26 protein-coding genes are annotated in these 23854 nt (G+C 44.8%); 15 read left to right on the top strand and 11 right to left on the bottom strand.

Features of this window, described 5'->3' with window-relative positions; translation table 11 throughout:
- Positions 1-67: 67 nt before the first annotated feature.
- The 3 genes from HT574_RS17010 to HT574_RS17000 all read right to left on the bottom strand — a co-directional run bounded on the left by HT574_RS17010 (position 68) and on the right by HT574_RS17000 (position 2358).
- Positions 68-886, bottom strand: coding sequence for a formate/nitrite transporter family protein (locus HT574_RS17010; protein WP_175245514.1), 819 nt, complete (start codon positions 884-886; stop codon positions 68-70).
- A gap of 27 nt (positions 887-913) precedes the next feature.
- Positions 914-1732, bottom strand: coding sequence for a formate dehydrogenase accessory sulfurtransferase FdhD (gene fdhD / locus HT574_RS17005; RefSeq protein ID WP_017436560.1), 819 nt, complete (start codon positions 1730-1732; stop codon positions 914-916).
- A 278-nt stretch (positions 1733-2010) separates the two neighbouring features.
- Complete coding sequence (locus HT574_RS17000; protein WP_017436561.1) at positions 2011-2358, bottom strand: Na-translocating system protein MpsC family protein; 348 nt, start codon at positions 2356-2358, stop codon at positions 2011-2013.
- Between the two features lie 265 nt (positions 2359-2623).
- Between HT574_RS17000 and fdhF the strand changes: the two genes are divergently transcribed.
- The 3 genes from fdhF to HT574_RS16985 all read left to right on the top strand — a co-directional run bounded on the left by fdhF (position 2624) and on the right by HT574_RS16985 (position 7241).
- Positions 2624-5587, top strand: coding sequence for a formate dehydrogenase subunit alpha (fdhF, locus tag HT574_RS16995; protein WP_175245513.1), 2964 nt, complete (start codon positions 2624-2626; stop codon positions 5585-5587).
- Complete coding sequence (locus HT574_RS16990; protein ID WP_175245512.1) at positions 5580-6071, top strand: helical membrane plugin domain-containing protein; 492 nt, start codon at positions 5580-5582, stop codon at positions 6069-6071. Before fdhF ends, HT574_RS16990 begins: the two co-directional genes overlap by 8 nt.
- A 189-nt stretch (positions 6072-6260) precedes the next feature.
- Entirely contained in the window at positions 6261-7241 is a 981-nt protein-coding gene (locus tag HT574_RS16985) for a metal-dependent hydrolase (RefSeq protein ID WP_175245511.1), read from the top strand.
- Between the two features lie 38 nt (positions 7242-7279).
- Here the strand turns inward: HT574_RS16985 and HT574_RS16980 are convergent, their stop codons facing one another.
- Positions 7280-7555: a YfhJ family protein gene (locus HT574_RS16980; RefSeq protein ID WP_254698711.1), complete on the bottom strand. Its 276-nt coding sequence runs from the start codon at positions 7553-7555 to the stop codon at positions 7280-7282.
- A gap of 111 nt (positions 7556-7666) precedes the next feature.
- Here HT574_RS16980 and HT574_RS16975 point away from each other — a divergent pair, with 111 nt between their 5' ends.
- Together HT574_RS16975 and HT574_RS16970 are read left to right on the top strand one after the other, a co-directional pair.
- Positions 7667-7828, top strand: coding sequence for a small, acid-soluble spore protein K (locus HT574_RS16975; RefSeq protein ID WP_017436566.1), 162 nt, complete (start codon positions 7667-7669; stop codon positions 7826-7828).
- A gap of 32 nt (positions 7829-7860) precedes the next feature.
- Positions 7861-8022 carry a YpzG family protein gene (locus tag HT574_RS16970; RefSeq protein ID WP_017436567.1) on the top strand — a complete coding sequence of 54 codons (162 nt, stop codon included), beginning with the start codon at positions 7861-7863 and terminating at the stop codon, positions 8020-8022.
- A gap of 42 nt (positions 8023-8064) precedes the next feature.
- On the opposite strand, the gene HT574_RS16965 is transcribed toward HT574_RS16970, so the two are convergent.
- A complete protein-coding gene (locus HT574_RS16965; RefSeq protein ID WP_175245510.1) occupies positions 8065-8400 on the bottom strand; it encodes a YfhH family protein in 336 nt (111 codons plus the stop codon).
- A 68-nt stretch (positions 8401-8468) separates the two neighbouring features.
- Between HT574_RS16965 and HT574_RS16960 the strand changes: the two genes are divergently transcribed.
- Entirely contained in the window at positions 8469-9137 is a 669-nt protein-coding gene (locus HT574_RS16960) for an SDR family NAD(P)-dependent oxidoreductase (RefSeq protein WP_175245509.1), read from the top strand.
- Here the strand turns inward: HT574_RS16960 and recX are convergent.
- The gene (gene recX / locus HT574_RS16955) at positions 9134-9949 is read right to left on the bottom strand and encodes a recombination regulator RecX (RefSeq protein WP_175245508.1); all 816 of its coding nucleotides are present in this window, start codon (positions 9947-9949) and stop codon (positions 9134-9136) included. The genes HT574_RS16960 and recX overlap by 4 nt on opposite strands.
- A 97-nt stretch (positions 9950-10046) precedes the next feature.
- On the opposite strand from recX, the gene HT574_RS16950 reads away from it, so the two are divergent.
- The 4 genes from HT574_RS16950 to HT574_RS16935 all read left to right on the top strand — a co-directional run bounded on the left by HT574_RS16950 (position 10047) and on the right by HT574_RS16935 (position 12293).
- Entirely contained in the window at positions 10047-10949 is a 903-nt protein-coding gene (locus HT574_RS16950) for a TIGR01777 family oxidoreductase (RefSeq protein WP_175245507.1), read from the top strand.
- 284 nt (positions 10950-11233) lie between these two features.
- A complete protein-coding gene (locus tag HT574_RS16945; RefSeq protein WP_175245506.1) occupies positions 11234-11785 on the top strand; it encodes a GNAT family N-acetyltransferase in 552 nt (183 codons plus the stop codon).
- Positions 11786-11886: 101 nt separating this feature from the next.
- The gene (locus HT574_RS16940; protein WP_175245505.1) at positions 11887-12015 is read left to right on the top strand and encodes a YfhE family protein; all 129 of its coding nucleotides are present in this window, start codon (positions 11887-11889) and stop codon (positions 12013-12015) included.
- Positions 12016-12104: 89 nt separating this feature from the next.
- Positions 12105-12293, top strand: coding sequence for a YfhD family protein (locus HT574_RS16935; protein ID WP_017436575.1), 189 nt, complete (start codon positions 12105-12107; stop codon positions 12291-12293).
- A gap of 29 nt (positions 12294-12322) precedes the next feature.
- Here the strand turns inward: HT574_RS16935 and HT574_RS16930 are convergent, their stop codons facing one another.
- The 3 genes from HT574_RS16930 to HT574_RS16920 form a co-directional block, all read right to left on the bottom strand.
- Positions 12323-13150, bottom strand: coding sequence for a glycosyltransferase family 8 protein (locus tag HT574_RS16930; protein ID WP_175245504.1), 828 nt, complete (start codon positions 13148-13150; stop codon positions 12323-12325).
- Between the two features lie 250 nt (positions 13151-13400).
- The gene (locus HT574_RS16925) at positions 13401-13646 is read right to left on the bottom strand and encodes a hypothetical protein (protein WP_175245503.1); all 246 of its coding nucleotides are present in this window, start codon (positions 13644-13646) and stop codon (positions 13401-13403) included.
- A gap of 97 nt (positions 13647-13743) precedes the next feature.
- Positions 13744-15180 carry an NADP-dependent isocitrate dehydrogenase gene (locus tag HT574_RS16920; RefSeq protein WP_175245502.1) on the bottom strand — a complete coding sequence of 479 codons (1437 nt, stop codon included), beginning with the start codon at positions 15178-15180 and terminating at the stop codon, positions 13744-13746.
- Positions 15181-15673: 493 nt separating this feature from the next.
- On the opposite strand from HT574_RS16920, the gene HT574_RS16915 reads away from it, so the two are divergent.
- Positions 15674-17707, top strand: a complete 2034-nt coding sequence (locus HT574_RS16915) for a penicillin-binding transpeptidase domain-containing protein (protein WP_175245501.1) — start codon at positions 15674-15676, stop codon at positions 17705-17707.
- Between the two features lie 65 nt (positions 17708-17772).
- On the opposite strand, the gene HT574_RS16910 is transcribed toward HT574_RS16915, so the two are convergent.
- Positions 17773-17991 (bottom strand): hypothetical protein, encoded by a 219-nt coding sequence (locus HT574_RS16910; protein ID WP_175245500.1) that lies wholly within the window; start codon positions 17989-17991, stop codon positions 17773-17775.
- 14 nt (positions 17992-18005) lie between these two features.
- On the opposite strand from HT574_RS16910, the gene HT574_RS16905 reads away from it, so the two are divergent.
- On the top strand, positions 18006-19172 hold the full coding sequence (locus HT574_RS16905; protein ID WP_175245499.1) for a CaiB/BaiF CoA transferase family protein: 1167 nt from the start codon (positions 18006-18008) through the stop codon (positions 19170-19172).
- The gene (locus tag HT574_RS16900; protein WP_175245498.1) at positions 19169-20374 is read left to right on the top strand and encodes an acyl-CoA dehydrogenase family protein; all 1206 of its coding nucleotides are present in this window, start codon (positions 19169-19171) and stop codon (positions 20372-20374) included. The genes HT574_RS16905 and HT574_RS16900 overlap by 4 nt, the downstream gene beginning before the upstream one ends.
- Before the next feature lie 23 nt (positions 20375-20397).
- Here the strand turns inward: HT574_RS16900 and HT574_RS16895 are convergent, their stop codons facing one another.
- On the bottom strand, positions 20398-20715 hold the full coding sequence (locus HT574_RS16895) for a DUF3870 domain-containing protein (RefSeq protein WP_175245497.1): 318 nt from the start codon (positions 20713-20715) through the stop codon (positions 20398-20400).
- A 316-nt stretch (positions 20716-21031) separates the two neighbouring features.
- Here HT574_RS16895 and HT574_RS16890 point away from each other — a divergent pair, with 316 nt between their 5' ends.
- Together HT574_RS16890 and scpC are read left to right on the top strand one after the other, a co-directional pair.
- The gene (locus HT574_RS16890; RefSeq protein WP_175245496.1) at positions 21032-21679 is read left to right on the top strand and encodes a LytTR family DNA-binding domain-containing protein; all 648 of its coding nucleotides are present in this window, start codon (positions 21032-21034) and stop codon (positions 21677-21679) included.
- 327 nt (positions 21680-22006) lie between these two features.
- Positions 22007-23533 carry a succinyl-CoA:acetate CoA-transferase ScpC gene (gene scpC / locus HT574_RS16885; protein ID WP_175245495.1) on the top strand — a complete coding sequence of 509 codons (1527 nt, stop codon included), beginning with the start codon at positions 22007-22009 and terminating at the stop codon, positions 23531-23533.
- Positions 23534-23854: the final 321 nt, after the last annotated feature.

The following is a 23854-nucleotide window of genomic DNA, read 5'->3' as shown; positions in this document are numbered from 1 at the left end:
TTTGCATGTTTATTATAACAAAAAACACCTGATTGCGCCTTTCGCAGCATCAGGTATTTCACTGTTATTATCTTGCTTCTTTTTTGACTACTTTCACATGAGCAACGTTTTGTTTCGCATGGTCCTTCACATATACAAACCAGTATAATAACGCGACAAAGATGCTTCCGCCAACGGCGTTGCCAAGGAAGACAGGAACGAAATTTCGGAACCAGTCTGTCCATGCCGCATGGCCCTCAAAAATCGCCGCAGGAATAACGAACATATTGGCGACGACGTGCTGAAAGCCGATGGCGACAAACGCCATGACCGGAAACCAAATCGCAAGTATTTTGCCGCCAATATCTTCCGCGCCGTATGACAGCCAAACCGCCAACGTCACCAGCCAGTTACAGCCAATCCCTGAAATAAACGCCTGTATAAATGTATCGTGAAGCTTCGCATTGGCAATGGCAACCGTCTTGGCTAAAAACGGACCTTCCGCCGTTAAACCGACGACATGGCCAAACAAATAGGCGACAAAGACCGCGCCAAGGAAATTGCTTACAGTAATCCAAAACCAGCCTTTGATTAGCTTCCCCAACGTAATCGTTTTTGCTAACGCCGCCAAAGTCATTGACATCATATTCCCCGTCAGCAGCTCGCCGCCTGCAATAATCACCAGCACAAGCCCTAACGGAAACACCGCCGCCCCTAAAAAATTGGCAAAGCTTCCCCATTGCGGCGGAACGTTGCCAATTACGCGAATGTCCAATAAAAATCCAAGTGCAATAAACGCTCCTGCCAAAAAACCAAGAACGATTTGTGATAATAACGGTAAATTCGCTTTCCGCGTTCCCGCTTCAATGGCGAGTTGCGCAATTTGTGACGGATTGCGGTAAGCCATTGTTTGATCCCCCACTTAGTTCCATGATTAGTTATCAAATTGCAATGTTTTTTCTTCTAACCCCGCTATTTTATTCGGATGGGTGTATACATTAAACGTATGGCCGCGAAGAAATCCTACCACCGTAATGCCTAAATCATTTGCCAGTTCAAGCGCTAACGTCGTCGGCGCCGATTTCGACAAAATCATGCCGATTCCCATTTTAGAAACCTTTAACAACACTTCGGATGATACTCTGCCGCTAAAAGCGATCACTTTATCTGACAATGGCAATCCTTGCTGCAGGCAATATCCATAAATTTTATCGAGCGCATTATGTCTGCCGATATCCGAGCGAACAATGACTAATTCGTTTGGCGTACAAAGTGCCGCATTATGAATGCCGCCGGTTGCCTGGAAATCCGTTGATTGCTCCTGCAATAGCTGCATCAGGCGGATGCATTGCTCTACCCGGATGTTCGTGCTGTGAACAATCGTCTTTGCCGTCTTCATGTCATTATAAAAGTAAAATTGTCGGCTTTTTCCGCAGCAGGAACCAATAAAACGCTTAGCGTAAAACTCTTTTTGAATCGACTGTTTCGTGACCAGCTCCACGTAAGCAAACCCGCGATGTTCATCCACAGCTATCGCTTTTATTTCCTTGCTGGAGCGAATAATCCCTTCTGAAGCTAAAAAACCAATCACTAATTCCTCTAAATGCGTCGGGGTGCAGACCATCGTCGCAAACTCTTGTCCGTCAACGACAATCGTAAGCGGAAATTCCACGGCAATTTCATCATCGACTTCTTCAAAATGATTGCCACGATACTTGATAATGTTTTGCCGCCGCATAACAAAGCTTTCCATCCAATCCCCCCTCGTTCCTAATTTCGCAAAAAGAAAACCGCCATCTTTTCTATGACGAAGGCATATGCATCCTTCTCTATCCATAGAAAAGTGGCGGTAGTTTCCACACAGCATTTCTGTGATAAAACCAACGCTCTCATCACACTACAAACGGAAACTTAACTACCAATAGCCCTTTCGCTATTGTATAGCCGAGCTTCCTACCGTATTCATCATGTTAATCTACTTTTAGCATAACATGAAAGCGCATTAAAAAACAATACAGAAATCATTATATGTTATTGCCTAATCGGTTTTTCAAATACAAACACAGAAACGGCAATATCTTCTTCGACTTTAATATCATTGAACAAATATAACAGCTTCGATCCGGCCAGCTCCTCGAGACCTTCCGGAACTTTTTGCGCATATACCTCCTGAATCATCCGCGTGCGGGCGGTATGCACCATCTCTTTTCCTTCCGGCGACCGGGCAATAAATTTTTCTGTCGGCGTTAAATTTCCTTGCAATATCGTGACAGCGAGATTATCAACAAAATAAGTTTTAATCCGTTCCGGCCCTTTTCCAAACAGCTGTTTGCGAACTTTTCGCACCAAATCATTAAATGCTGCTTCTTTTTTCGACATAGGAAAGCCCCCTTTCCAGCTCTGATTCATTTGCAAAAAACAGAGGCCAGCGGTTGTTTTATGAACTATATAGTACTATAATTATAATAAAACAACATATACATAGTGGAAAAATAATAAGGATATCCTTGTTATTTTTCTACTAGTCTATTTTTAGGATGCGGATTGGTTCTTTTAGTATCATTATGCTAAAAAACTACTCCACCATGACTGAGCACAGCTTTCATTCATGGTGGAGTTTTTATTTTAGGAGGAGGTATCACGCATGAGCGAACCCTGGGTCACGATTACGATCAACGGAAGCGATTACAACGCCAAACAAGGAATGACCATTTTACAGGTCATTAATGAAAACAACATTCCCCATCCGCAAGTTTGCTATACTCCCGAACTGGGAGCCATTCAAACATGTGACACATGTATTGTCGAAGTAGACGGAAAATTAGTGCGCGCCTGTTCCACTCCTGTAAAAGATGGCATGAACGTCGAGCTCTCTTCGCCGCGGGCGAAAGCAGCGCAAAAAGAAGCGATGGACCGTATTTTAGAAAACCACCTATTATATTGTACGGTCTGTGATAACAATAACGGAAACTGCAAATTGCACAATACGGCGGAACTGATGGGAATTGAGCATCAATCGTATCCATATCGCCCAAAAGTAGACCCATCGGAAGTCGACATGTCCCATCCGTTCTATCGCTATGATCCAAACCAATGCATCGCCTGTGGTCAATGCGTGGAAGTATGTCAAAACTTACAAGTGAACGAAACATTATCGATCGACTGGGAAGCGGAACGTCCTCGTGTCATTTGGGATAACGGTGTTCCAATTAATGAATCTTCCTGTGTTAGCTGCGGACAATGCGTTACCGTTTGTCCATGCAATGCATTAATGGAAAAATCGATGTTAGGCGAGGCCGGTTTTATGACCGGTTTAGATAAAGAACTTTTAAATCCGATGATCGATTTTGTAAAAGAAGTCGAACCTGGCTACAGCAGTATTTTTGCCATTTCTGAAATCGAAGCGGCGATGCGGGAACAGCGTATCAAAAAGACGAAAACGGTTTGTACGTTCTGCGGTGTCGGCTGTTCATTTGAAGTATGGACGAAGGGACGGAAAATTTTAAAAATCCAGCCTGTCTCCGAAGCGCCGGTCAACGCGATTTCCACATGTGTAAAAGGGAAATTTGGCTGGGATTTCGTCAACAGCGAAGAGCGCCTAACCAAACCGCTCATTCGTAAAGGCGATGCGTTCGTAGAATCCACATGGGAAGAAGCGCTTTCGCTCGTTGCGGAAAAACTTGGCGAAATCAAGCAAAAATACGGCGGCAACGCCATCGGCTTTATTTCGTCGTCGAAAATATCTAATGAAGAAAACTATTTAATGCAAAAATTGGCTCGACAAGTGTTTGAAACGAACAATGTCGATAACTGTTCGCGCTATTGTCAATCGCCAGCAACGGACGGCCTGTTCCGCACGGTAGGAATGGGCGGCGATTCCGGAACGATTCAAGATATCGCATCCGCAGGATTAGTGATTATTATCGGCGCTAACCCGGCAGAAGGACACCCTGTTTTGGCGACTCGCGTCAAACGCGCACATAAGCTATTCGGCCAAAAATTAATTGTCGCCGACTTGCGCAAAAATGAAATGGCGGAACGCGCCGATCTATTTATCCGACCAAAACAAGGCACTGACCAAGTATGGTTGATGGCCGTCACGAAATATATCATCGACCAAGGCTGGCATAATGAAAAATTCATTCGTGAACGCGTTCATTTCTTCGATGAATTCAAAGAAGTGCTCGAAAAATATACGCTCGATTACGCGGAAGAAGTAACAGGCGTTGCGAAAGAAGACTTAATTCGCATCGCTGAAATGATCCATGAGGCGGATGGCACGTGCGTCCTCTGGGGAATGGGCGTTACACAAAACACGGGAGGAAGCGATACGTCCGCGGCCATCTCGAACTTATTGCTCGCAACAGGTAACTACGGGCGCCCAGGCGCTGGAGCGTTCCCGCTGCGCGGTCATAACAACGTGCAAGGCGCTTGCGATATGGGCTCTCTGCCTGGCTGGCTTCCAGGATATCAACATATTACGGATGACGTTGCGCGGGCAAAATTTGAAAAAGCATACGGTGTTCGCATTGATGGAAAACCAGGACTTGATAATATTCAAATGCTCGAAGCTGCGGAACAAGGAAAATTAAAAGCAATGTATATCGTCGGTGAAGATATGGCGTTTGTTGACTGCAACGCCAATCATGTCCAAAAAGTGCTTTCAGAGCTAGATTTCGTGGTGGTACAGGACATTTTCTTATCGAAAACAGCGCAATTTGCTGACGTTGTTTTACCAGCAGCGCCAAGCTTAGAAAAAGAAGGAACATTTACCAATACGGAACGGCGCATTCAACGTTTCTACCAAGCGCTTGAACCGCTCGGCGATTCCAAACCAGACTGGTGGATCATTCAAGAAATCGCGAAACGGATGGGCGCTGATTGGAACTACTCTGGTCCGAAAGAAATCATGGATGAAATTGCAAGCCTCGCACCGCTATTCTCGCAGGCGCAATACGAAAACTTGGAAGGATGGAACAGCCTCTGCTGGGGTAGCTATGACGGTGCGCATACGCCAATTCTTTATAAAGAACGCTTTAACTTTCCAGACGGAAAAGCACGCTTTGCGCTTGCCGATTGGGTACAACCAGTAGAGTATCCGGAAGAATACGATTTGCTTGTCAATAACGGGCGATTGCTCGAACATTTCCATGAAGGAAACTTAACATACAAATCGCAAGGCATTCAGAAAAAATTCCCGGAAGTGTTCGTCGAGGTATCGCCGGAATTGGCAAAAGAACGCGGCATCAAAGACGGTTCGCTCGTTCGTTTAGAATCACCGTTTGGCCAAGTAAAAGTGCGGGTGCTGGTCACGGATCGCGTCAAAGGAAAAGAGTTATTCTTACCAATGCACTCGGCAACAAACGAAAGTGCCATTAACATCCTTACCGGTCCTGCTACTGACCATCGCACAAATACGCCGGCATACAAGCAAACAAAAGTACGGATGCAAGTGTTAGAAGTCGATGGAACGCCACCGCTTCCACGTACAAACCCGCGCTTTAAAAAGCGGAATCCGAGAAGAGGCGTCGAAGTCGAGCGAAAATGGCAGCGTCCTGACTACGTTCCTCTAACAGACGAATGGAAGGAGGCAGAGCCGCGTGGCTAAACCAATTACAACGATTCAAAAACAAATGGTGACGGAGGAAGAAAAGCGGGAGAAAACGATCGAGGAGCTTAAAGCTTCTCTGACGGAAAAGGAAAAAGCGGTTCACGAACTGCTTGCCATCGTAGGGGAGCTGCACAAAAGCGGCCTCCTCGAAGCCGCCAACGCGATGCTGAAAGCAAGGGAAGACATCGCGAAAATCGTCATTGGGCAAGCGAATCGCAAGCCAGTGACAACAATGATTAACCATGTGATCGGGATTGCGCAGCTGTTCGCCAATCTCGATCCGCAATTAACCTCTAAATTATTGGAAAGCACCGCTTCCGGCTTTGCCGAAGCCTATAAACAAACAAAAGAAACCGATAAAAAAATCGGCATTTTTGATCTGCTAAAAGCAATAAATGATCCTGACATTAACCGCGCCATCCGTTTTATTCTTTCCTCTTTAAAAGAAATTGGAAAACGTCTGCATGACGACAAAAGCTAAACATTCGCCTATTTCAGCCATCTTTCCTGAACAGGAAAGATGGCTTTAGTATTTCCACCCCTCGCTAATGAATACGAAATATGTTACACTGGCAATACATCATTCCCTTTTCATACGCTCACTTGTCCAATGATCGGAAACGGACTGGGTATACTAATGAACGAGACTAACAAAGGAGGCTTACTTCGTTTGGATACAGGTACGCACATTTTGATGGGGGTAGCACTAGGCAGCATTGCCACATTAGACCCCGCTGTCGCACATGATCCTTTTTTGTCTCACGCTGTACTGATTGGAACATTAGCCGGCTCCCAAGCACCGGATATCGATACCGTGCTGAAATTGCGCAACAATGCCAAATATATTCGTAACCATCGCGGCATTACTCATTCCATCCCTGCCGTATCGTTATGGCCGCTCCTGATTACCGCGATTATCGCTTTTCTTTATCCAGCGGTCAACTTATTTCACCTATGGCTATGGACGTTCATTGCTGTCGTGTTTCACGTGTTTGTCGACATTTTCAACGCTTATGGCACCCAGGCGCTGCGTCCGTTTACAAAAAAGTGGATTGCGCTCGGCGTGATTAATACATTCGACCCAATCATTTTTGCCCTGCATCTCATAGGGGTCGGCCTTTTGTTTCTTGACGTTCATCCTGGTTATACGTTTTTAGCAATTTACGGTGTCATCGCCGTTTATTATATGATACGATTCCGCCAGCAGGCAGCGATTAAAAAAGCCGTCCGCGCCGAAATGAACGATGTCGAACAGATTATTACCGTTCCGACGTTCCGCTTCCGAGAGTGGCATTTAGCAATTACGGCAAAAGATTACTTTTATGTCGGACGGGCAAAAAACGGGCGCATCTATATATTGGATCAATTTGAAAAATGCCCTCTTCCCGACGATCCCGTCATCGAAGCGGCCAAGCGGGATGAAAACGTTGCCGCCTTTTTATCTTTTTCCCCTGTTTATCGCTGGGAGCTTCATGAATATGATGATTATTATGAAGTGCGCCTTACCGATTTACGCTACCGAAGCAAAGGCCACTACCCATTTGTGGCCATAGCACAATTGGATCGCAATTTAAATGTTATCAGTTCCTACACAGGATGGGTGTTTAGCGAAGGAAAGCTGCGGAAAAAACTGGATCTCGCGCCAAACTAAACAAAACCGGCGGACGCTTTAAAAGCACCCGCCTATTTTTAATGCTTTGGGTAATCATTGCGATTTAGTAAATGTTTGTATTTGGGGTTGTTTGTTTGGAACTCATGCAGCGTTGCACCGTAGCGGTCGATCCATTGCCGAACGACTTTTTCGGTCAGCTCCTTTCCTCTGTACTCGTGTCCGGCGCGGGCGTATGTCGTTTCGAAATCTTCCCAAAGCAATTCGACCCATGTTCGCGCCTGGGCATAAGCAAGGGACGGGTTTTTCTCAAGCAAATAATTCGTAAGCCGTTCAAAATATTCGTGCATCGCCATTTTTTTCACCTCTTGTCCCAACAATTTGCATACATAAGCCGGCCAAGTTGCATCATAATAAGAATACGTGTTGGCCATCAACACGAGCAAGAAAAAAGGAGGAAATGTGCAATGCGGAATAAAAAGCACAATTTCCCAAACCAAAACAATAACAAATTCGAGGGAGAACCGCGAGCAAAAGCGGAATATGCTTCCAAACGGGCAAACGGCACGATAAACACCCATCCGCAAGAACGGATGCGCGCCTCTGGCGAACGCGGAGATTATTTTTAAAAATCTTCCTTGATGTTGAGGGGTGTTCGACAATGGGTCACCATTCGCGCAAAAAGTTTTATGATAACTTCTACTCTAACCCTTTTCAGCAGCCATGGGCAAACCCGAAACATGCCCACTCTCAAGTAAACGGGGAGACGCAGCAGACACTCGATTTAATTATCCTGGAACGCCAGACGCGAAAACAGTCGTAGCTGATGAAACCTAGAGAATTCCTTCATTCTCTAGGTTCTTTTTTACCTATTCGACTTGCGGAGCAGCGAAATCGGCAATGCCTCTTCTTCCCCATTTCCTTTTAGACGATAGCCCCAAGCAAACACACCTTTTAAATAACGCACTTTAAAATACTCTCCCGGATCGCCTTCAATTTCATATATCTCACCAGGCTGGAAATCGTTCGGGTCAAGCAAATACGCTTTGGCCATGGCAATTTTTCTTTCATATACGGCGTATTCGTTAACCATCCCCATCCGTTCTGCTTTGCGTGCTTTTTCTGTTAATGCGGCGATTTCTTGCTGAAGTTCTTGTTTTGTCATTTCACTATATCGTTTTTGTTCCCCAAGAGTGCTCATTGTTTGTTCCTCCTTTGAATTGTATTATATGATAAAAACGTCAATCGAACAGAATGGAGAGACAGATAATGGACATTATTGCGATTACCGGAGCTGGAACTGGGTTAGGAAAAGAATTGGCGTTGCAATACGCCAAGCAAGGGCATACGATTATTGCCATTGGCCGGCGGCTATCTCCGCTTATGGATGTCGTTTGGCACATTGAACATAGCGGCGGAAAAGCATTTGCCTATCCGCTTGACATCCGCTGCTATGAAGAAGTGACCCACACGGTAAATGAGATTGTAAAGCAACATCGTGTTACACGTTTGGTAAATAACGCCGGCATCGGCTATTTTGGTCCGCTTTCTTCCCTTTCCCAGCAGCAAATTGACGAGATGATTCAAACGAATGTTAATGGCACCATTTATATGACAAAAGCATTTTTGCCGCATCTTCTCGCCATGCCAAAAGCAAAAATTGTAAATATTATTTCCACCGCCGGTTTGCGCGGCAAAGTAAACGAAGCCGTTTATGCGGCGACCAAATTTGCGATTCGCGGTTTTAGCGAAAGCTTAGTGAAAGAACTGGAAGGAACCAATGTTTCCGTTACCGCCGTATATATGGGCGGCATGGACACACCGTTTTGGAACGGAAGCGACCATATAAAAGACCGCTCGCGGCTGCGCCCGCCAAAGGAAATCGCAAAGCAAATTATTGCCTGCGAAAACGGTCAAACGGAAATCATTTTATCTTAACGTTCCTGCTCGCTTTTTAATTGTCTTAAAAACTGCTCGATCATCTCGAGTGGGAAACCTTTGCGGTACAGTGCCTGCTTCATTTTTTGCTCATACAGCGGGCTTTCGTATTTTTCATAGCGGCGATGCGCTTTTCTTCCTTGATACTGTAAAGCTTCCCACTCCTGTTCCTCCTTTTCATCACGTTCTGACGACAGCACCTCATCGATGACTTCCTGTGGAAATCCTTTTCGATATAAAAGCTGCGCGACCTGATATTTCCATTGCCGCAACGACTGCTTCGCCCGTTGTTTTTTTGCCTTTTCATAAAGTGAGCGCGCCGTTTCCACTTGTTCGGTAAAGGAGTAAACAGCCAGGCTTTGTTCAATCCATTTCGCCGCGATCCCCATTTTTTCCAGCTCGTTGCGGATTACATACGGGCCTTTCGCCGATGTTTGCTTTTGCGTGCGCACATAGGCGAAAGCGAATTCGCGGTCATCGACATATTTGTTTTCTCTCAACTTATGCAGCACTTCTGCAATCACATCTTCGGGTGCACCTTTTTTCTTCAGGTGTTGGATTACCTCGTGTTCAGACCGCATGCGGTGCGATAAAAAATATAAAGCCTGATTATATGTTTTTTTGACTTGATCCGCATATACTATTTCTTGTAAGGAATCCTCATCGATCTCCATTCCTTTTTTCAAGCGAAATTGAAGCAACACGTCTCGATCAACGGTAAAAACATCTATTTCTCCATTTTCTTTTTGCATCGTGACACGAAAACGTTCGTGGCTGTTTGGCTGAACGGCTATATTCGTGATAATTCCCATCGGTTTTTCCCTCCGCTTTTATCGTATCATAAGAAGGAATGTTGCACATAAAAAACGAAATGAATAATGCAATGTCAAAAAATAGGGAGGGAATTGGATGCATATCGCCATTGCCGGCGGCACCGGTTTCATTGGGCAAGCGCTCACTAATTACTTTGCGGCGCAAGGACACCGGATTTATGTCTTAACTCGACGCCCTAGACCATCTTCCTCTGCAACCATCCACTATCTTGCATGGGCGCCTGATACCCGCCCCAACATGGATGTTCCTGCCTTTGATGTCGTCATTAATTTAGCCGGCGAGCCAATTAACCGCAAAAGATGGACAAAAACACAGAAAGAGCGTATCGTTAATAGCCGCATATCGACCACGGCATCCATCATCGAACTAATGAAATCGCTGTCAATCCCTCCGAAAGCATTTATTAACGCTAGTGCAATCGGGATTTATGGAACCTCTCTTACCGCTTCTTTTACCGAAGAAAGCCCTGTTGCCGGCAGCGATTTTCTCGCCCAAACAGCAATAAAGTGGGAACAAGCAGCCAAGCAGGCCGAAACAATCGGCGTCCGCACCATAATGGCGCGATTGGGTGTCGTTCTTGGCAAAAACGGCGGCGCGCTTCCAAAAATGGTTCTTCCTTATCGCTTTTACATCGGCGGTCCCATCGGCACAGGACAGCAATGGCTTTCTTGGATCCATATTGACGATGTTGTTCGCGCCATCGCCTATATGATCGATCATGAGGAGCTCGCGGGACCGATCAATATTACCGCCCCATCTCCAGTCCGTATGGAACAGTTCGGGGAAACGGTCGCCCGTACACTTCACCGCCCTCATTGGCTTCGTGTACCAAATGCGATGCTGCGCGCCCTTCTTGGTGAAATGAGTATGCTTGTGACCGAAGGACAGCAAGTAATTCCGAAAAAACTGATGGAAGCTGGGTTTATCTTTTCCTTCCCTACGCTGGAAAAAAGTTTAGCCGATTTATTAGCCGCATAACTATTTCGCTGTCGAAAATTAAAAAAATATCCATAAAAAATTAACAAAAGACCTATTTCTTTTTTCTTTATCATCGTGTATGATGATGAAGACTTCATCCACTCATTACCTATAACCATATAGCGACGCGACAAAGGGGAAGGCAAATGGTGCGCCACCAGCGGATCCCGCTGGTTCTAGTGGGTTCGATTCCCACCCCGAAATTTTTTGATGAATATATATTAAAAAATTTCGAGGGTGGTTTTGCCCACAGGTAAACTGCCCTCGGTAAGGAGGGAAAAGCATTGCTAAAAAAACGTGAACTGCAAGATTGTCATGTGCTTTACGAGCTGATGGTGCACCCAGAGGTCTTCCCTTTCGTGCGCCAAAAAGCGGGCTCGTACGAAGAATTTTTGTTTATGACGAAACAAGTGATCGAAGCAGAAGAGCGCGGGGAACTTATCTCTCGCACCATTTTAGACGAATGGGGCAATCCGATCGGCACGATTAGCTTATTCGATATACAAGATAACACCGGATTTTTAGGCACATGGCTAGGAAAGCCGTATCATGGGCAAGGGTACAATCGTCGTGCGAAAGAAGCATTTTTCCATGAACTATTTTATGAACTTTCCATCGAAACGGTATTTATGCGCATTCGCAAGATAAACACCCGCTCCATTAAAGCGGCGGAAAAACTGCCGTACGTCACTTCGGCAAACGAGACAAGAAAAAGCCTGCTCGAACAAATTGGAGCGGATATATACAATCTATACGAAATTACAAAAGATAATTATACGCTATATACGCTTCGCCATCCTTCTTTAATCGAAGAGGAACAACGTAAAGAAGCGTAACGGGGCTGACGAAGGCAGCCTTTTTTATTCACGTGCATAAAAAAGCAGGGCGGCGGGCAAACTAAAAATAAACAAATTTTTATAAAAGTGAGGGGCAGAATATGACGGAAAAACGAAGACGTGAAAAAACAAAAAGCACGTTAACAAGCGCACAAGAAGTGAGCTATGCCCACGACTTTAAACTGGCTGACCAGGCAGGCGGCTACACGGCAAAAAAAGCAAAGCATTAGAAAACATTGTTATTTATACTTTTCAATAAGGCCCGCCATCCTAAGTAATGAATCGTACGATTCACATTATGGCTTAGGAGGCATAGACAATGGGCCGATCTCGCGGACAAAAAACACGCGATAAAAATAAAGCTACTTTGCCGCAAGTTCCGAAACAGCTAAAATCCGACGGACTCGATGTCGAATACTCCCGAGAATTTGCTGATCACGAAGACCTTGAAGCACAAGCGCGCGCCCAAGCCGCAGGAATTCGCCAAAGCAAAGCGCGCAAAAAATAACATTCGCAAGGCAGCGGTTGACGCTGCCTTTATGTTTTCTCCTCTTCGAACTGCAAAACATCGCTATACTGTTTATAGAACAGGCCGAGCTCCCCTTTATAATTTTCCTTCCATGGCTTATCTTTTCCGCAATAATGAATAAATACAGTGTTTTCCTGAATCCAGTGCAAATCATGTTTCGGATTTGGCAGCAGCTGAATCATATCATAATAGCGGGCATCATAATTATAACGATAGCCATCAACTGGTTTAATTTTGTCCCAATATAAGCCGTTCAGAACATCTTGGTCAGGAAGCACAAGCTTAAAGCGATTATCGCGGATAAACTGATAAATATCTTCTAGACGAACCTCTTTTCTCATCAACGGCAAGTTCATCATCATCACACCAGTATTAAAATATCCCTTTGCATTCGGCGTTTTCAGCCTCAGCTTATTAAATAAATTCGCTACTTTCGTGGAGTGGGTATGCTCCGCGGCGATAAACATATTTCCTTCAAAATCCATATCGTACAATTCGTCGATTGGATTAATGGCGACAATGTCGGGGTCAAGATACAAAACACGGTCTAAATGCGGCGGCAAAAACTGATGAGCGGCAAGCCGATAGTACATCTCCGCCGTGTAATGACGAAATACAGGCGCATCGGCAAACAAATCTGGATCTACAAAAATCGGCGCGAGCTGATGTCCTTGCCTCTCCACAAACTGTTTTAATAATTCGATTTCTATCTCGGGGATGCGGGAATACAATAAATAAAACGTAAATGACCGGTTGTTATTGCGAAACAAAGAATTCATCAGCACTTTGAGCGGAGGAAGATAATTGGCGTCTAGCGTCACAAGAACATGAAACATCAACTATCACTTCCTTGTCCATATCGTTCAGTAAAAACTAGACCATTCCCTCCTTACAATTATATATAAATATCGCTTGATGTTTCTTCTTTTTCATGGTTTCCGGTAAATTTTTTAGTAACGCAAAGGAAACGCGTTTGATGCTTATGTGCAAGACATCGTTCAATAGGCTAAAATAGCTATCCGATGAAGAGGCAATTCCCTTATGGATGGAAAATAAAAAAGCAGCTATAGGCTGCCAGCTAGTACATTAGCCACGGTGCGGACGGGAAAATCGTCGAAATAGTTTCATGATCAACAAAGATATCACCAAAGCCAGCACGGCAGATATAAACAGCATGCCAAAGTTTGGTCCGACAAATTGCACTTCCGCTGGTGCCTGTGCGGCTTCTGACCATAGTTTTGCCGGATCAGGCGTATACAGCCACGTCAAGACAATTCCAGATCCTATTTGAATCGCCATAAAACTAAACAAAAATACAATATATTTTTTCATTCTGTCCCTCCTTCCTTTCATTACGTTTTACGAAGTTTGTTTTTAAAAGTTTCGTGTTTCTTCCAAAAAGAAACAGCAGCGCACCGCTGCTGTTTTTTCATCCGTGAACCGCTGCAAATCCCGGTTCGCCGTCAAATAAATAAAGGTTTTCCGTTTTAATACAATCATATCCCGCCGCAACAAGCTGGTTGTATAATTCAACAATTTGCCGATGTTCAATCGTTTCACCTGGTTCTGCATGGAAACGGCAGCGCCAATGGTCAGTGCAGAACGTTTCCGGAAGTCCGCCTGGATATACTTTCACACCACGGTTCGTAATGGCGCGAAGCTTGAGATTGCCTGCTTTAAATTGCTCCAACGCTTTGCCCAGCTCTTCTGCCGTCCCTTTATCCCAGTCAAGGAAAATGTCAACGCCAAATAATTCTTTCTTTTGTTTTTGCCGTTGTTTCAGCACCGCGCGAAGCTTTGGCGCTTCTTTGTAGGCAACAGGCGGAAGTTTTTCCGGAAGCTGGCCGAGACGATCGATTACCGCTTCGGCAAATTCTTTCGTTCCTACTTGCTGTTTGCTGATTCCTTCGCGGTAGATGTCAAACGTGTGAATGCCGTCTTCAATTGTTTTTAGCCAAGCGTTATGCACGCGTGCAGCTACTTCCGGCTGGCCGATATGTTGCAGCATCATCACCGCTGCTAAAAGCAATCCCGATGGATTGGCAAGATTTTTTCCAGCAAGCGGCGGCGCCGATCCGTGAACAGCTTCAAACATCGCACATTGATCACCGATATTCGCCGAACCGCCAAGCCCAACAGAACCAGAAATCTGCGCCGCAATATCGGACATAATATCGCCGTATAAGTTCGGCATAACAATGACATCAAATTCTTCCGGGCTATTGGCCAATTTTGCTGCGCCGATATCGACAATCCATATTTCTTTTTCAATATCCGGATACTCTTTGCCGATTTCGTCAAACATACGGTGGAAAATGCCGTCTGTCAGTTTCATAATGTTGTCTTTCACAAAACAGGTTACTTTTTTACGGCCATAGCTGCGCGCATATTCAAACGCATAGCGGATCACTTTTTCCGAACCAGGCTGGCTAATCAGCTTCAAGCATTGATATACTTGTTCCGTTTGGCGATGCTCGATGCCAGCGTACAAGTCTTCTTCATTTTCGCGAATAATGACGACATCCATATTTGGATGTTTCGTTTCGACAAACGGATAATACGCCACCGCCGGACGGACGTTCGCATAAAGACCGAGCGCCTTGCGAATCGTGACGTTTAAACTTTTATAGCCCCCTCCTTGCGGCGTCGTAATCGGCGCTTTTAAAAACACTTTCGTTCTTCTTAGCGAATCCCACGCGCTCTCTTCCAATCCCGTCGTGCCGCCGCGGAGATACACTTTTTCCCCAATCTCAATCGTTTCAATATCTAGTTGCGCACCGGCAGCGTCTAAAATCTTTAGCGTCGCGTCCATAATTTCCGGACCGATTCCATCTCCATACGCAACCGTAATCGATGTTTTGCTCATCTGAATCCTCCTTTGACGATGATGGTGTGATCTATTGCCAACCCGCTGCCGCGCAAGCAGCGGAAGACCACCCTTCGCCTAAAAAAGCAACCGTTTGCATCCTATTGCCCTTTCTCATGCGTATATTGTATCCTAAAACGTTCTATGTCAAAATCGCCCCTTTATGATAATAACAAAGTATTGTTAAAATTTCCTCAAAAAAAATTTCATTTTTTCTTATATATTAATTTTTTCTATTAAGGGTAGTGATTTATCCGTATTAATATTTTGAATAGTAGCAAAAATATCTACATTTTCATAAATGACTATCGTCATAACTTCACTAAATGATAGTAAGCAAATCATATCAATATAATTTTACAGTTATTCCAATATTCATTCTCCTCTCTTTTTCTACTATTTTTGTTGGCTATTCGTTCCTGCGCAATGGTATATTTGACATAGAAACGAAACTGCCCGGAATATACTTCACTATAATGGGAGGGAATGGAAAATGAAGAAAAGACGAAGCCTATTATTTTTTGCTGCTTTGTTTCTATCCATTGCATTATCTTCCTGCAGCAAACCGCCATCCCCGCATGACGCGCTGCAAAAATACACAAAACTATGGACTGATGAGCGGTTCGAGGATATGTACGCAATGCTGTCGAAAAAGGCGAAAGAAAACATATCCAAGGAAGAGTTTGTAAAGCGTTACAAAAAAATTTATCAAGACATCGAAGCAACGAATTTATCGGTAACACCATTGCCGGTGAAAGAAAAAGAAAAAGAAGAAGATAGCGACAAAGACCAAATGAAGCTTCCTTTTTCCGTAAAAATGGATACGATCGCCGGCCCTATCCAATTTAAACATGAAGCACTGCTTGTGAAAGAAAAAGGGCAGGATCAGGAACAATGGCATGTGCAATGGGATACCACCTACATTTTCCCGCAATTGCAAAAAAACGATAAAGTCCGCATTGCCACTACGCCTGGAAAACGCGGCGAAATATACGACCGCAACGGACTGCCGCTCGCCGTCAATGGAACCGCTTATGAAATCGGCATTGTTCCTGGGAAAATGGGCGAAAACGAGGAAGCCATTAAAAAACAGCTTGCCGATCTGCTCCATATCCCTGTGGAATTCATTAATGAAAAACTGAATGCCGACTGGGTGCAGCCTGATTATTTTGTTCCCATTCAAAAAGTGGCAAAATCAGAAACAGCGCTATTAGAAAAAGCTCGCAACATTCAAGCTGTGGCAGTAAAAGAAGTATCAGAAAGGGAATATCCATTCGCGGAGGCCGCCGCCCATCTGATTGGATATATCGGCAATATTACGGAAGAAGAACTACAAAAATTCAAAGACAAAGGTTATTCGCCATCCGACCGCATCGGAAAACGCGGGCTCGAGGAACTGTTTGAAGAACGTCTCAAAGAACAAGACGGAGCCAAAATCTATATCGAAAAAGAAAATGGATCGACGGTGACGATTGCTGAATCAAAACCAAAAAATGGAGAAACGATTACGCTGACGATCGATGCCAAACTGCAAAAAACAATTTATGAAAATATGAAAGGGAGAGCTGGAACCGCCGCCGCCATTCACCCGTTGACCGGCGAAATTCTCGCCCTAGTCAGCTCCCCTTCGTTTAATCCGAACCAGTTTGTACTCGGAATTTCATCAGAGGAATACAAAAAATTAGAGAATAATCCGCTAAAACCATTGATTAATCGTTTTGCTGCCACCTACGCACCTGGCTCGGCCATTAAGCCGGTGACAGCGGCAATCGGTCTCGAACTAGGCGTGATTACTCCTGAACAGCCAAAAACGATTACCGGGAAAAAGTGGCAGCCAAAGGACGGATCATGGGGAAATTATTTCGTCACCAGGGTAAGCGATCGCCTGCAGCAAGTCAATTTACGAAACGCGCTCATTTATTCCGATAATATTTATTTCGCCATGGTCGGTCTGGATCTCGGACCGGATAAATTGAAAGAAGGGTTACACTCATTCGGATTTGGCGAAAAATTGCCGTTTCCATACCCGATTCCAGCTTCGCAAATTTCGAATACAGGCGAGCTGAAGCCGGGGCCGCAGCTGGCGGATACCGCTTACGGCCAAGGAGAAATGCAGATGAGCATGCTTCACCTTGCCGCCGCGTACACGCCGTTTATCAACCATGGCGATTTACTGCAGCCTATTTTGGAAAAAGGGAAGCAAAAAGCCGTTTGGAAACCGCAATTGATTTCATCCAAAACAGCCGCTACGATCGCAGACGCATTAAAACAAGTCGTCGCCGATCCAAACGGAACGGCACACGGAGCTTATATGAACGACATCCCGTTGGCTGGAAAAACTGGAACGGCTGAACTGAAAGGGCAAAAAGGAGAACAAGGAAAGGAAAATGGACTGTTCGTCGCCTATAATACAAACCATCCCGACCTCCTCCTTGCTATGTTAATAGAGGATGTACAAAATGATCATGGCAGCAAATACGTTGTCAATATCGTGAAACACATTTTTCAAACAGTAAAATCGCATTAACGGGGCTCCATCACGAGCTCCCTTTATCCTGGATAATTTTTCGACTATTTACAATTGTAAATCTATTATTTATAATAAAACTTAACAAAGCCGTCTCCCGTCAGTTTTGCCGCTGACGCGCCCAGACGGTAATGATGAGACAAGAAGACAGCCATTTTATCAATATCATAAATGGAGAACTGTGACGGTCTGATCAGCATTTCCTCACCGAAATGCTTCCTCAGTCCGTTTGGCCGGTTCCTTTCTTGATAAAGAAAAGGAGCCGGCTTTTTATTTTCCTGCATAAGGAGGGGAATCCATGCCAGGAGCGTTAGATGGCATCCGCATTCTTGATATGACGCGCGTGCTTGCCGGACCGTATGCGACGATGATTTTAGGCGATCTTGGCGCCGATGTCATTAAAGTGGAAGCACCGGGAGGATCGGATGACACAAGATTTTGGGGCCCTCCCTTTCAAAACGGGATGAGCGCCTATTATACGGCGATTAACCGCAATAAACGAAGCATTACCGTCAACTTAAAAACGGAAGAAGGCCGAAAAATCATCCGTCGCCTTGCCAAAACAGCCGACATTGTCATCCACAACTTTAAAACGGGAACGATGGAAAAGTTCGGGCTTGGTTATGACGATTTGTCGTTGTTGAATCCGCGCCTTATTTACTGTTCCATTACCGGCTTTGGCGAAACAGGGCCTTGCTCCCACCTTCCTGGATACGATTACATTATCCAGGCGATGAGCGGATGGATGAGCATTAACGGCACCCCTTCATCCGGGCCGCTTAAAGTCGGAGTGGCCATTACCGACGTTTTTACAGGTTTATATGCGGCAATCGCTATCCAAGCAGCTCTCCTCGCGCGTGAGAAAACAGGACGCGGGCAAAAAATAGACCTTTCTTTATTTGATTCAGCTGTCAGCACGCTCGTCAATGTCGCCGCCAACTATTTAATGTCCGGCGACATTCCGACGCCGTTCGGAAACGGACATCCTAATATTGTTCCATACTCGACGTATGAAGCAAGCGATGGCCCGATCGTGATCGCCATTGGGAACGACCGGCAATTCAAAGCGTTTTGCAAACTTTTGTCAGACCCGACGATCGGAACGGACCCTCGCTTCCAAACGAATCCAAGCCGCGTCGCCCACCGCGAGGAGCTCAACAGACGCATTAATGAAGAAGTGAAAAAACGGACGCGGGCCGAGTGGCAGCACCTGCTTGCCGAAAAAGGAATACCGTGCGGCCCAGTGCAAAATCTTGAACAATTGTTCCAACATCCGCAGACGCTAGCCCGCGACATGGTCATTACGATGCATCATGACAAGATCGGACCGCTAAAGCTTGTCGGAAGTCCGATCAAACTATCGGATACAAAAGTATCGTACCGTCTGCCGCCTCCGCTTGCCGGAGAGCACAACGACGAAATTATAAAAGAAATCATCAATGAAACGGGGGAGAATTCACTATGATGAATTTCGATTTTACTCCAGAACAAGAAATGCTTCGCAGCACCGTGCGCAAATTTGTCGACAAAGAAATTATGCCGTACATCAAAGAATGGGATGAACGCGGATATTTTGATCCAAATATTTTCAAACGGCTTGCGGAATTAAACTTAATGGGCGTATGCATTCCGGAAAAATACGGCGGAATGGGCATGGACTATAACTCGCTCGCCATCGTCTGCGAGGAGCTGGAACGCGGAGATACCGCGTTTCGCACTGCCGTTTCCGTGCACACCGGCTTAAACAGCTTAACCTTGCTGCAATGGGGCACGGAAGAACAAAAACAAAAATATCTTGTTCCGCAGGCAAAAGGGGAAAAAATCGGTGCTTTCGGCCTGACGGAGCCAAACGCCGGTTCTGATGTCGCCGCCATTACCACCACCGCCGTCCGCGACGGGGACTACTACGTTTTAAACGGGCAAAAAACGTGGATTTCGCTTTGTGATATCGCCGATCACTTTATCGTATTCGCCTATACGGACAAATCGAAAAAACACCGTGGCATTTCCGCCTTTATTGTCGAACGGACGATGCCAGGCTTTTCATCAAGAGCCATTAAAGGAAAACTAGGCATCCGCGCCGGCAACACAGGCGAACTGTTCTTTGACAATGTCCGCATACCGAAAGAAAACCTACTTGGCGAAGAGGGCGAAGGATTTAAAATCGCTATGTCCGCCCTTGACAACGGAAGATTCACGGTTGCCGCCGGAGCAGTCGGCCTGATTATGGCTTGCTTAGAAGCAAGCGTCAAGTATTGCCATGAGCGAAAAACGTTCGGCAAAGAAATCGGGAGACATCAGCTCGTGCAGCAAATGATCGCTAGAATGGAAGCGGGTCTGCAAATCAGCCGCTTGCTCGTCTATAAGGTAGGCTTTTTAAAAAATCAAGGCCGCCGCAACACGAGGGAAACATCCCTCGCGAAATGGATCGCCTGCGACTTTGCCAATAAAGCCGCCGATGATGCGGTGCAAATTCACGGCGCATATGGCTACTCGAACGAATATCCTGTCGAACGATACTTGCGCAACTCGAAAGCGCCGGTCATCTACGAAGGAACACGGGAAATTCATACGATTATGCAGGCGGAATACGTGCTCGGCTACCGCCAGGACAAACCACTGCGCAAAACGCTGCCGCCTTGGAATCCGGAGTCGATGAAAATGTAAAAACCCCCGCTTGAAGCGGGGGTCTATTCTTTTTCCTCCTGCATTTTACAATATTGCTTGTACAAATCTTTTAGCGCCGCACACAGCGCCGAATTCGCCTTTCCTAAATACCCTTCATTCAGCTGCTCTAAAATCGAATCAATTCCGCCCCTTAGAGAATGGCCTTTAAGCAAGCGGGCGACATAATCGCGCCCGTGCTCCGTTGCCAGCGTACACGAAGCATCGACAATCACCCCATACTTTTTATCAATCTCCGCCGTAATCGTCAGCGTATCATATACGCTTTTTGCCGCCATTCCCGCCGGCAGTCGTGCGTGTCCTGCGATAAATTGTGTGTTCATCTTCCTCTCCCCTTATGTAAAGATGGTGTGTCTAATAAGATTATAAAACATAACTAATCACAATTTTCGAAAATATATCGGCAAACTTTGTTCTTTTTCATCATAAATTTGGCTAGACTGTCCCCCCATTGATTTCCTTATCCGCCCTTTATGGGCGAACGACATAATGCTATAATGATGCTCAAACGAACATCTTCGGATGGAAGGTAAGCGTAAGGGGGCTTGTATGTCGCTGCCGTTTAGCAAAAACATACAAGTCGTCAGAGCCCCGCTTCAAACGAAGTAAAGTGGCAAATCGTTCACTAGGGGTGATAACATGGATTCATTTACTGTTTTCTCTATCGCAAAAGTAATGAATGAATTATTTCCTACAGAAGCGTCTTTCGTGATTTCTGATGATAAGCGCTATATTTACTACCAACCAAGCAAACAGATCGATTTAAAAATTCGTCCCGGAGACCAAATCAAACCGGAATCGGTCACTTACAAGGCCTTGGCCGTCCAACGAAAAATTGCAGAACAAAAAGATAGCCGCGTTTTTGGCGTACCTTATTTCGGGATATCCGTCCCAATTTTAGATGACGGCAGCCCGAGAGGCTGTGTTACCGCAATATTGCCGAGAAAGCCAATGCTTACAATGCCGTATTTAACGATCCGACTGACAGATCGTTGGCTGCCTATTCCTTTTGAGAGCGTTATCTATTTAGAAGCCCAAAACCGGAAAACGTTCGTAAAATCGAGTTATGCGGAAGGCTATCATAAATATAACTTAACAGAACTGGAATTTTCCCTTCCTGATGATATATTTGTTCGGTGTCACCGATCATATATCGTTAACATTCATCACATTACAGAGATTCATCCAGATTCACATTCGACTTTCTTATTGATGATGAAAGACGGCTCGAAAGTGCCTGTCAGCCAAACATACGCAAGACATTTTCGGAAACTGCTCTGCTTTTAGTAATATAATAATTTATCTGCTTTTCTCCCAATGTACGGTTCCTTTTACCAATCCCCTTTTCTCTAAAGAGCTCATGGAAGTGAGCTCTTTATTTATTTTCCGCAACTATTCACTGATGCTTTGCCATCTATGTATTTATTTTCGTTTATAGGTAATGTTTGTTCTGGTTTATCCTTATCCTTTTCGAAGTTATTTTTTATTTTTTCTTTTTTATGTATCAAAAATTCTTTTTTATTCCTAAAGAAAGCCTTTTTATTCAATTTTAAATGATTTTTTACAGCTAAATCGATAGAATATTTTAAAAAAAACAAAAGAGGTGATGTCGCGTTGGATAAACATATTTCAGAGCTAATCGGTCATTCCCGTTTAAGAGACCGAATTGTAACGGCGGAAACAGCGGCTTCATGGATAAAAAACGGCATGACGCTCGGTTTGAGCGGATTTACCCGCGCGGGCGATGCCAAGGCAGTTCCTTTTGCACTGATCGAGAAAGCGAAACAACAACACTTAAAAGTAAACGTATATACAGGCGCTTCACTAGGCTCGGACGTTGATAAGATGATGGCAGAAGCAGGAATTGTCAACAAAAGGCTTCCATTCCAGGCTGATTCTTCTATGCGCAAAAAAATTAACGAAGGGGAAATTTTATTTATTGACCAACATTTATCCCATACAGCAGAATTAGTGCGTTCAGACGTATTAAATCCTATCGATTTCGCAATTGTGGAAGCGGTTTCGATAACGGAAGATGGAATGATCATCCCGTCGACTTCCGTAGGAAATTCTTCTATCTTTGTGAAAAAAGCCCGACATATTATTGTTGAATTGAACACAGCACAACCAAAGGAACTCAAAGGACTTCATGACATTTACGAAGTCGGCAAACAAGGGGAACGAGAACCGATACCTTTGACAAAAATAGACGATCGAATCGGAACGATTGGCATTCCAGTGGATGAGGATAAAATTATTGGAATTGTTTTGACAAACCAACTTGATTCACCATCCACAATTGTACCTCCAGATGCGGAAACATCTGCTATAGCGAATCATTTAATCAATTTTCTGCGAAAGGAAGTGGCAGCAGGTCGTCTTTCTGAACATTTAGCTCCGCTTCAAGCAGGTATTGGTTCGGTTGCAAATGCTGTCCTTTACGGTTTGTTAAATTCCGAATTTTCCAATTTGGAAGTTTATTCAGAAGTTCTTCAAGATGCCGTGTTTGATCTCATTGACGCTGGAAAAGTCCGGTTCGCTTCCGGCTGCTCTATTACTTTGTCTCAAAACAAAATGAAACAAGTATATTCCAATTTAGATGCTTACCGAGACAAGCTTATCCTTCGTCCTCAAGAAATTTCTAATCATCCGGAAATCGTTCGCCGTCTTGGACTCATTTCCATCAACACAGCTTTGGAAGCAGATATATACGGAAATGTTAATTCTACACATGTTCGCGGCACAAACATGATGAACGGCATCGGCGGTTCAGGCGACTTTGCGCGCAATGCACGTCTTACCATCTTCGTGACAAAATCCGTTGCAAAAAATGGGGCTATTTCAAGCATCGTTCCATTCGTATCACACGTCGACCATACCGAACATGACGTAGATGTGATTATCACGGAGTATGGTTACGCTGATCTTCGCGGATTGGCGCCAATTGAACGAGCGCCACTTATCATTGAAAATTGCGCACATCCAGATTACCGTCCGCAGTTGCGTGAATACTTCAAGGAAGCACTTAAGCGCGGAGGCCAAACACCGCACGTACTTGAGAAAGCGTTCTCTTGGCATGTCAATTACGAGAAATACGGAACCATGATGGAACCAAAATATCAATTGCAAACTCAAGAATAAGATATGAAGAGCGGGGTAACCTTCACAGGGATACCCCTTTCATCAAACCACACGTGCTCTATTAAAACTTTCGATAGGATTTGTGAGATGCGTTGAGGTGCTTTTCTGGCACATTTTAGGAATCATAACATCCTTCGCCTTTATATTTTTCTATACGTTCAGAGATACAGAAACGATCATTTTGATAAACGTTTTTTTCCTTCCCTAAAGGTGAACACAATGAAGATCATCAAATTCACTAAAATACCCCTGCCCTTTCCTTCAACAAAAAAGCATTACTTCTGCTTATCGAAGTAATGCTCCCATCAGCGACCCGCTCCA

It is taken from the genome of Parageobacillus sp. VR-IP, assembly GCF_013357975.1.
GTDB classification, from domain to species: domain Bacteria; phylum Bacillota; class Bacilli; order Bacillales; family Anoxybacillaceae; genus Saccharococcus; species Saccharococcus caldoxylosilyticus.
Note: the sequence above shows the minus strand (reverse complement) of the source record. Positions and strands in the feature narration are given on the sequence as shown.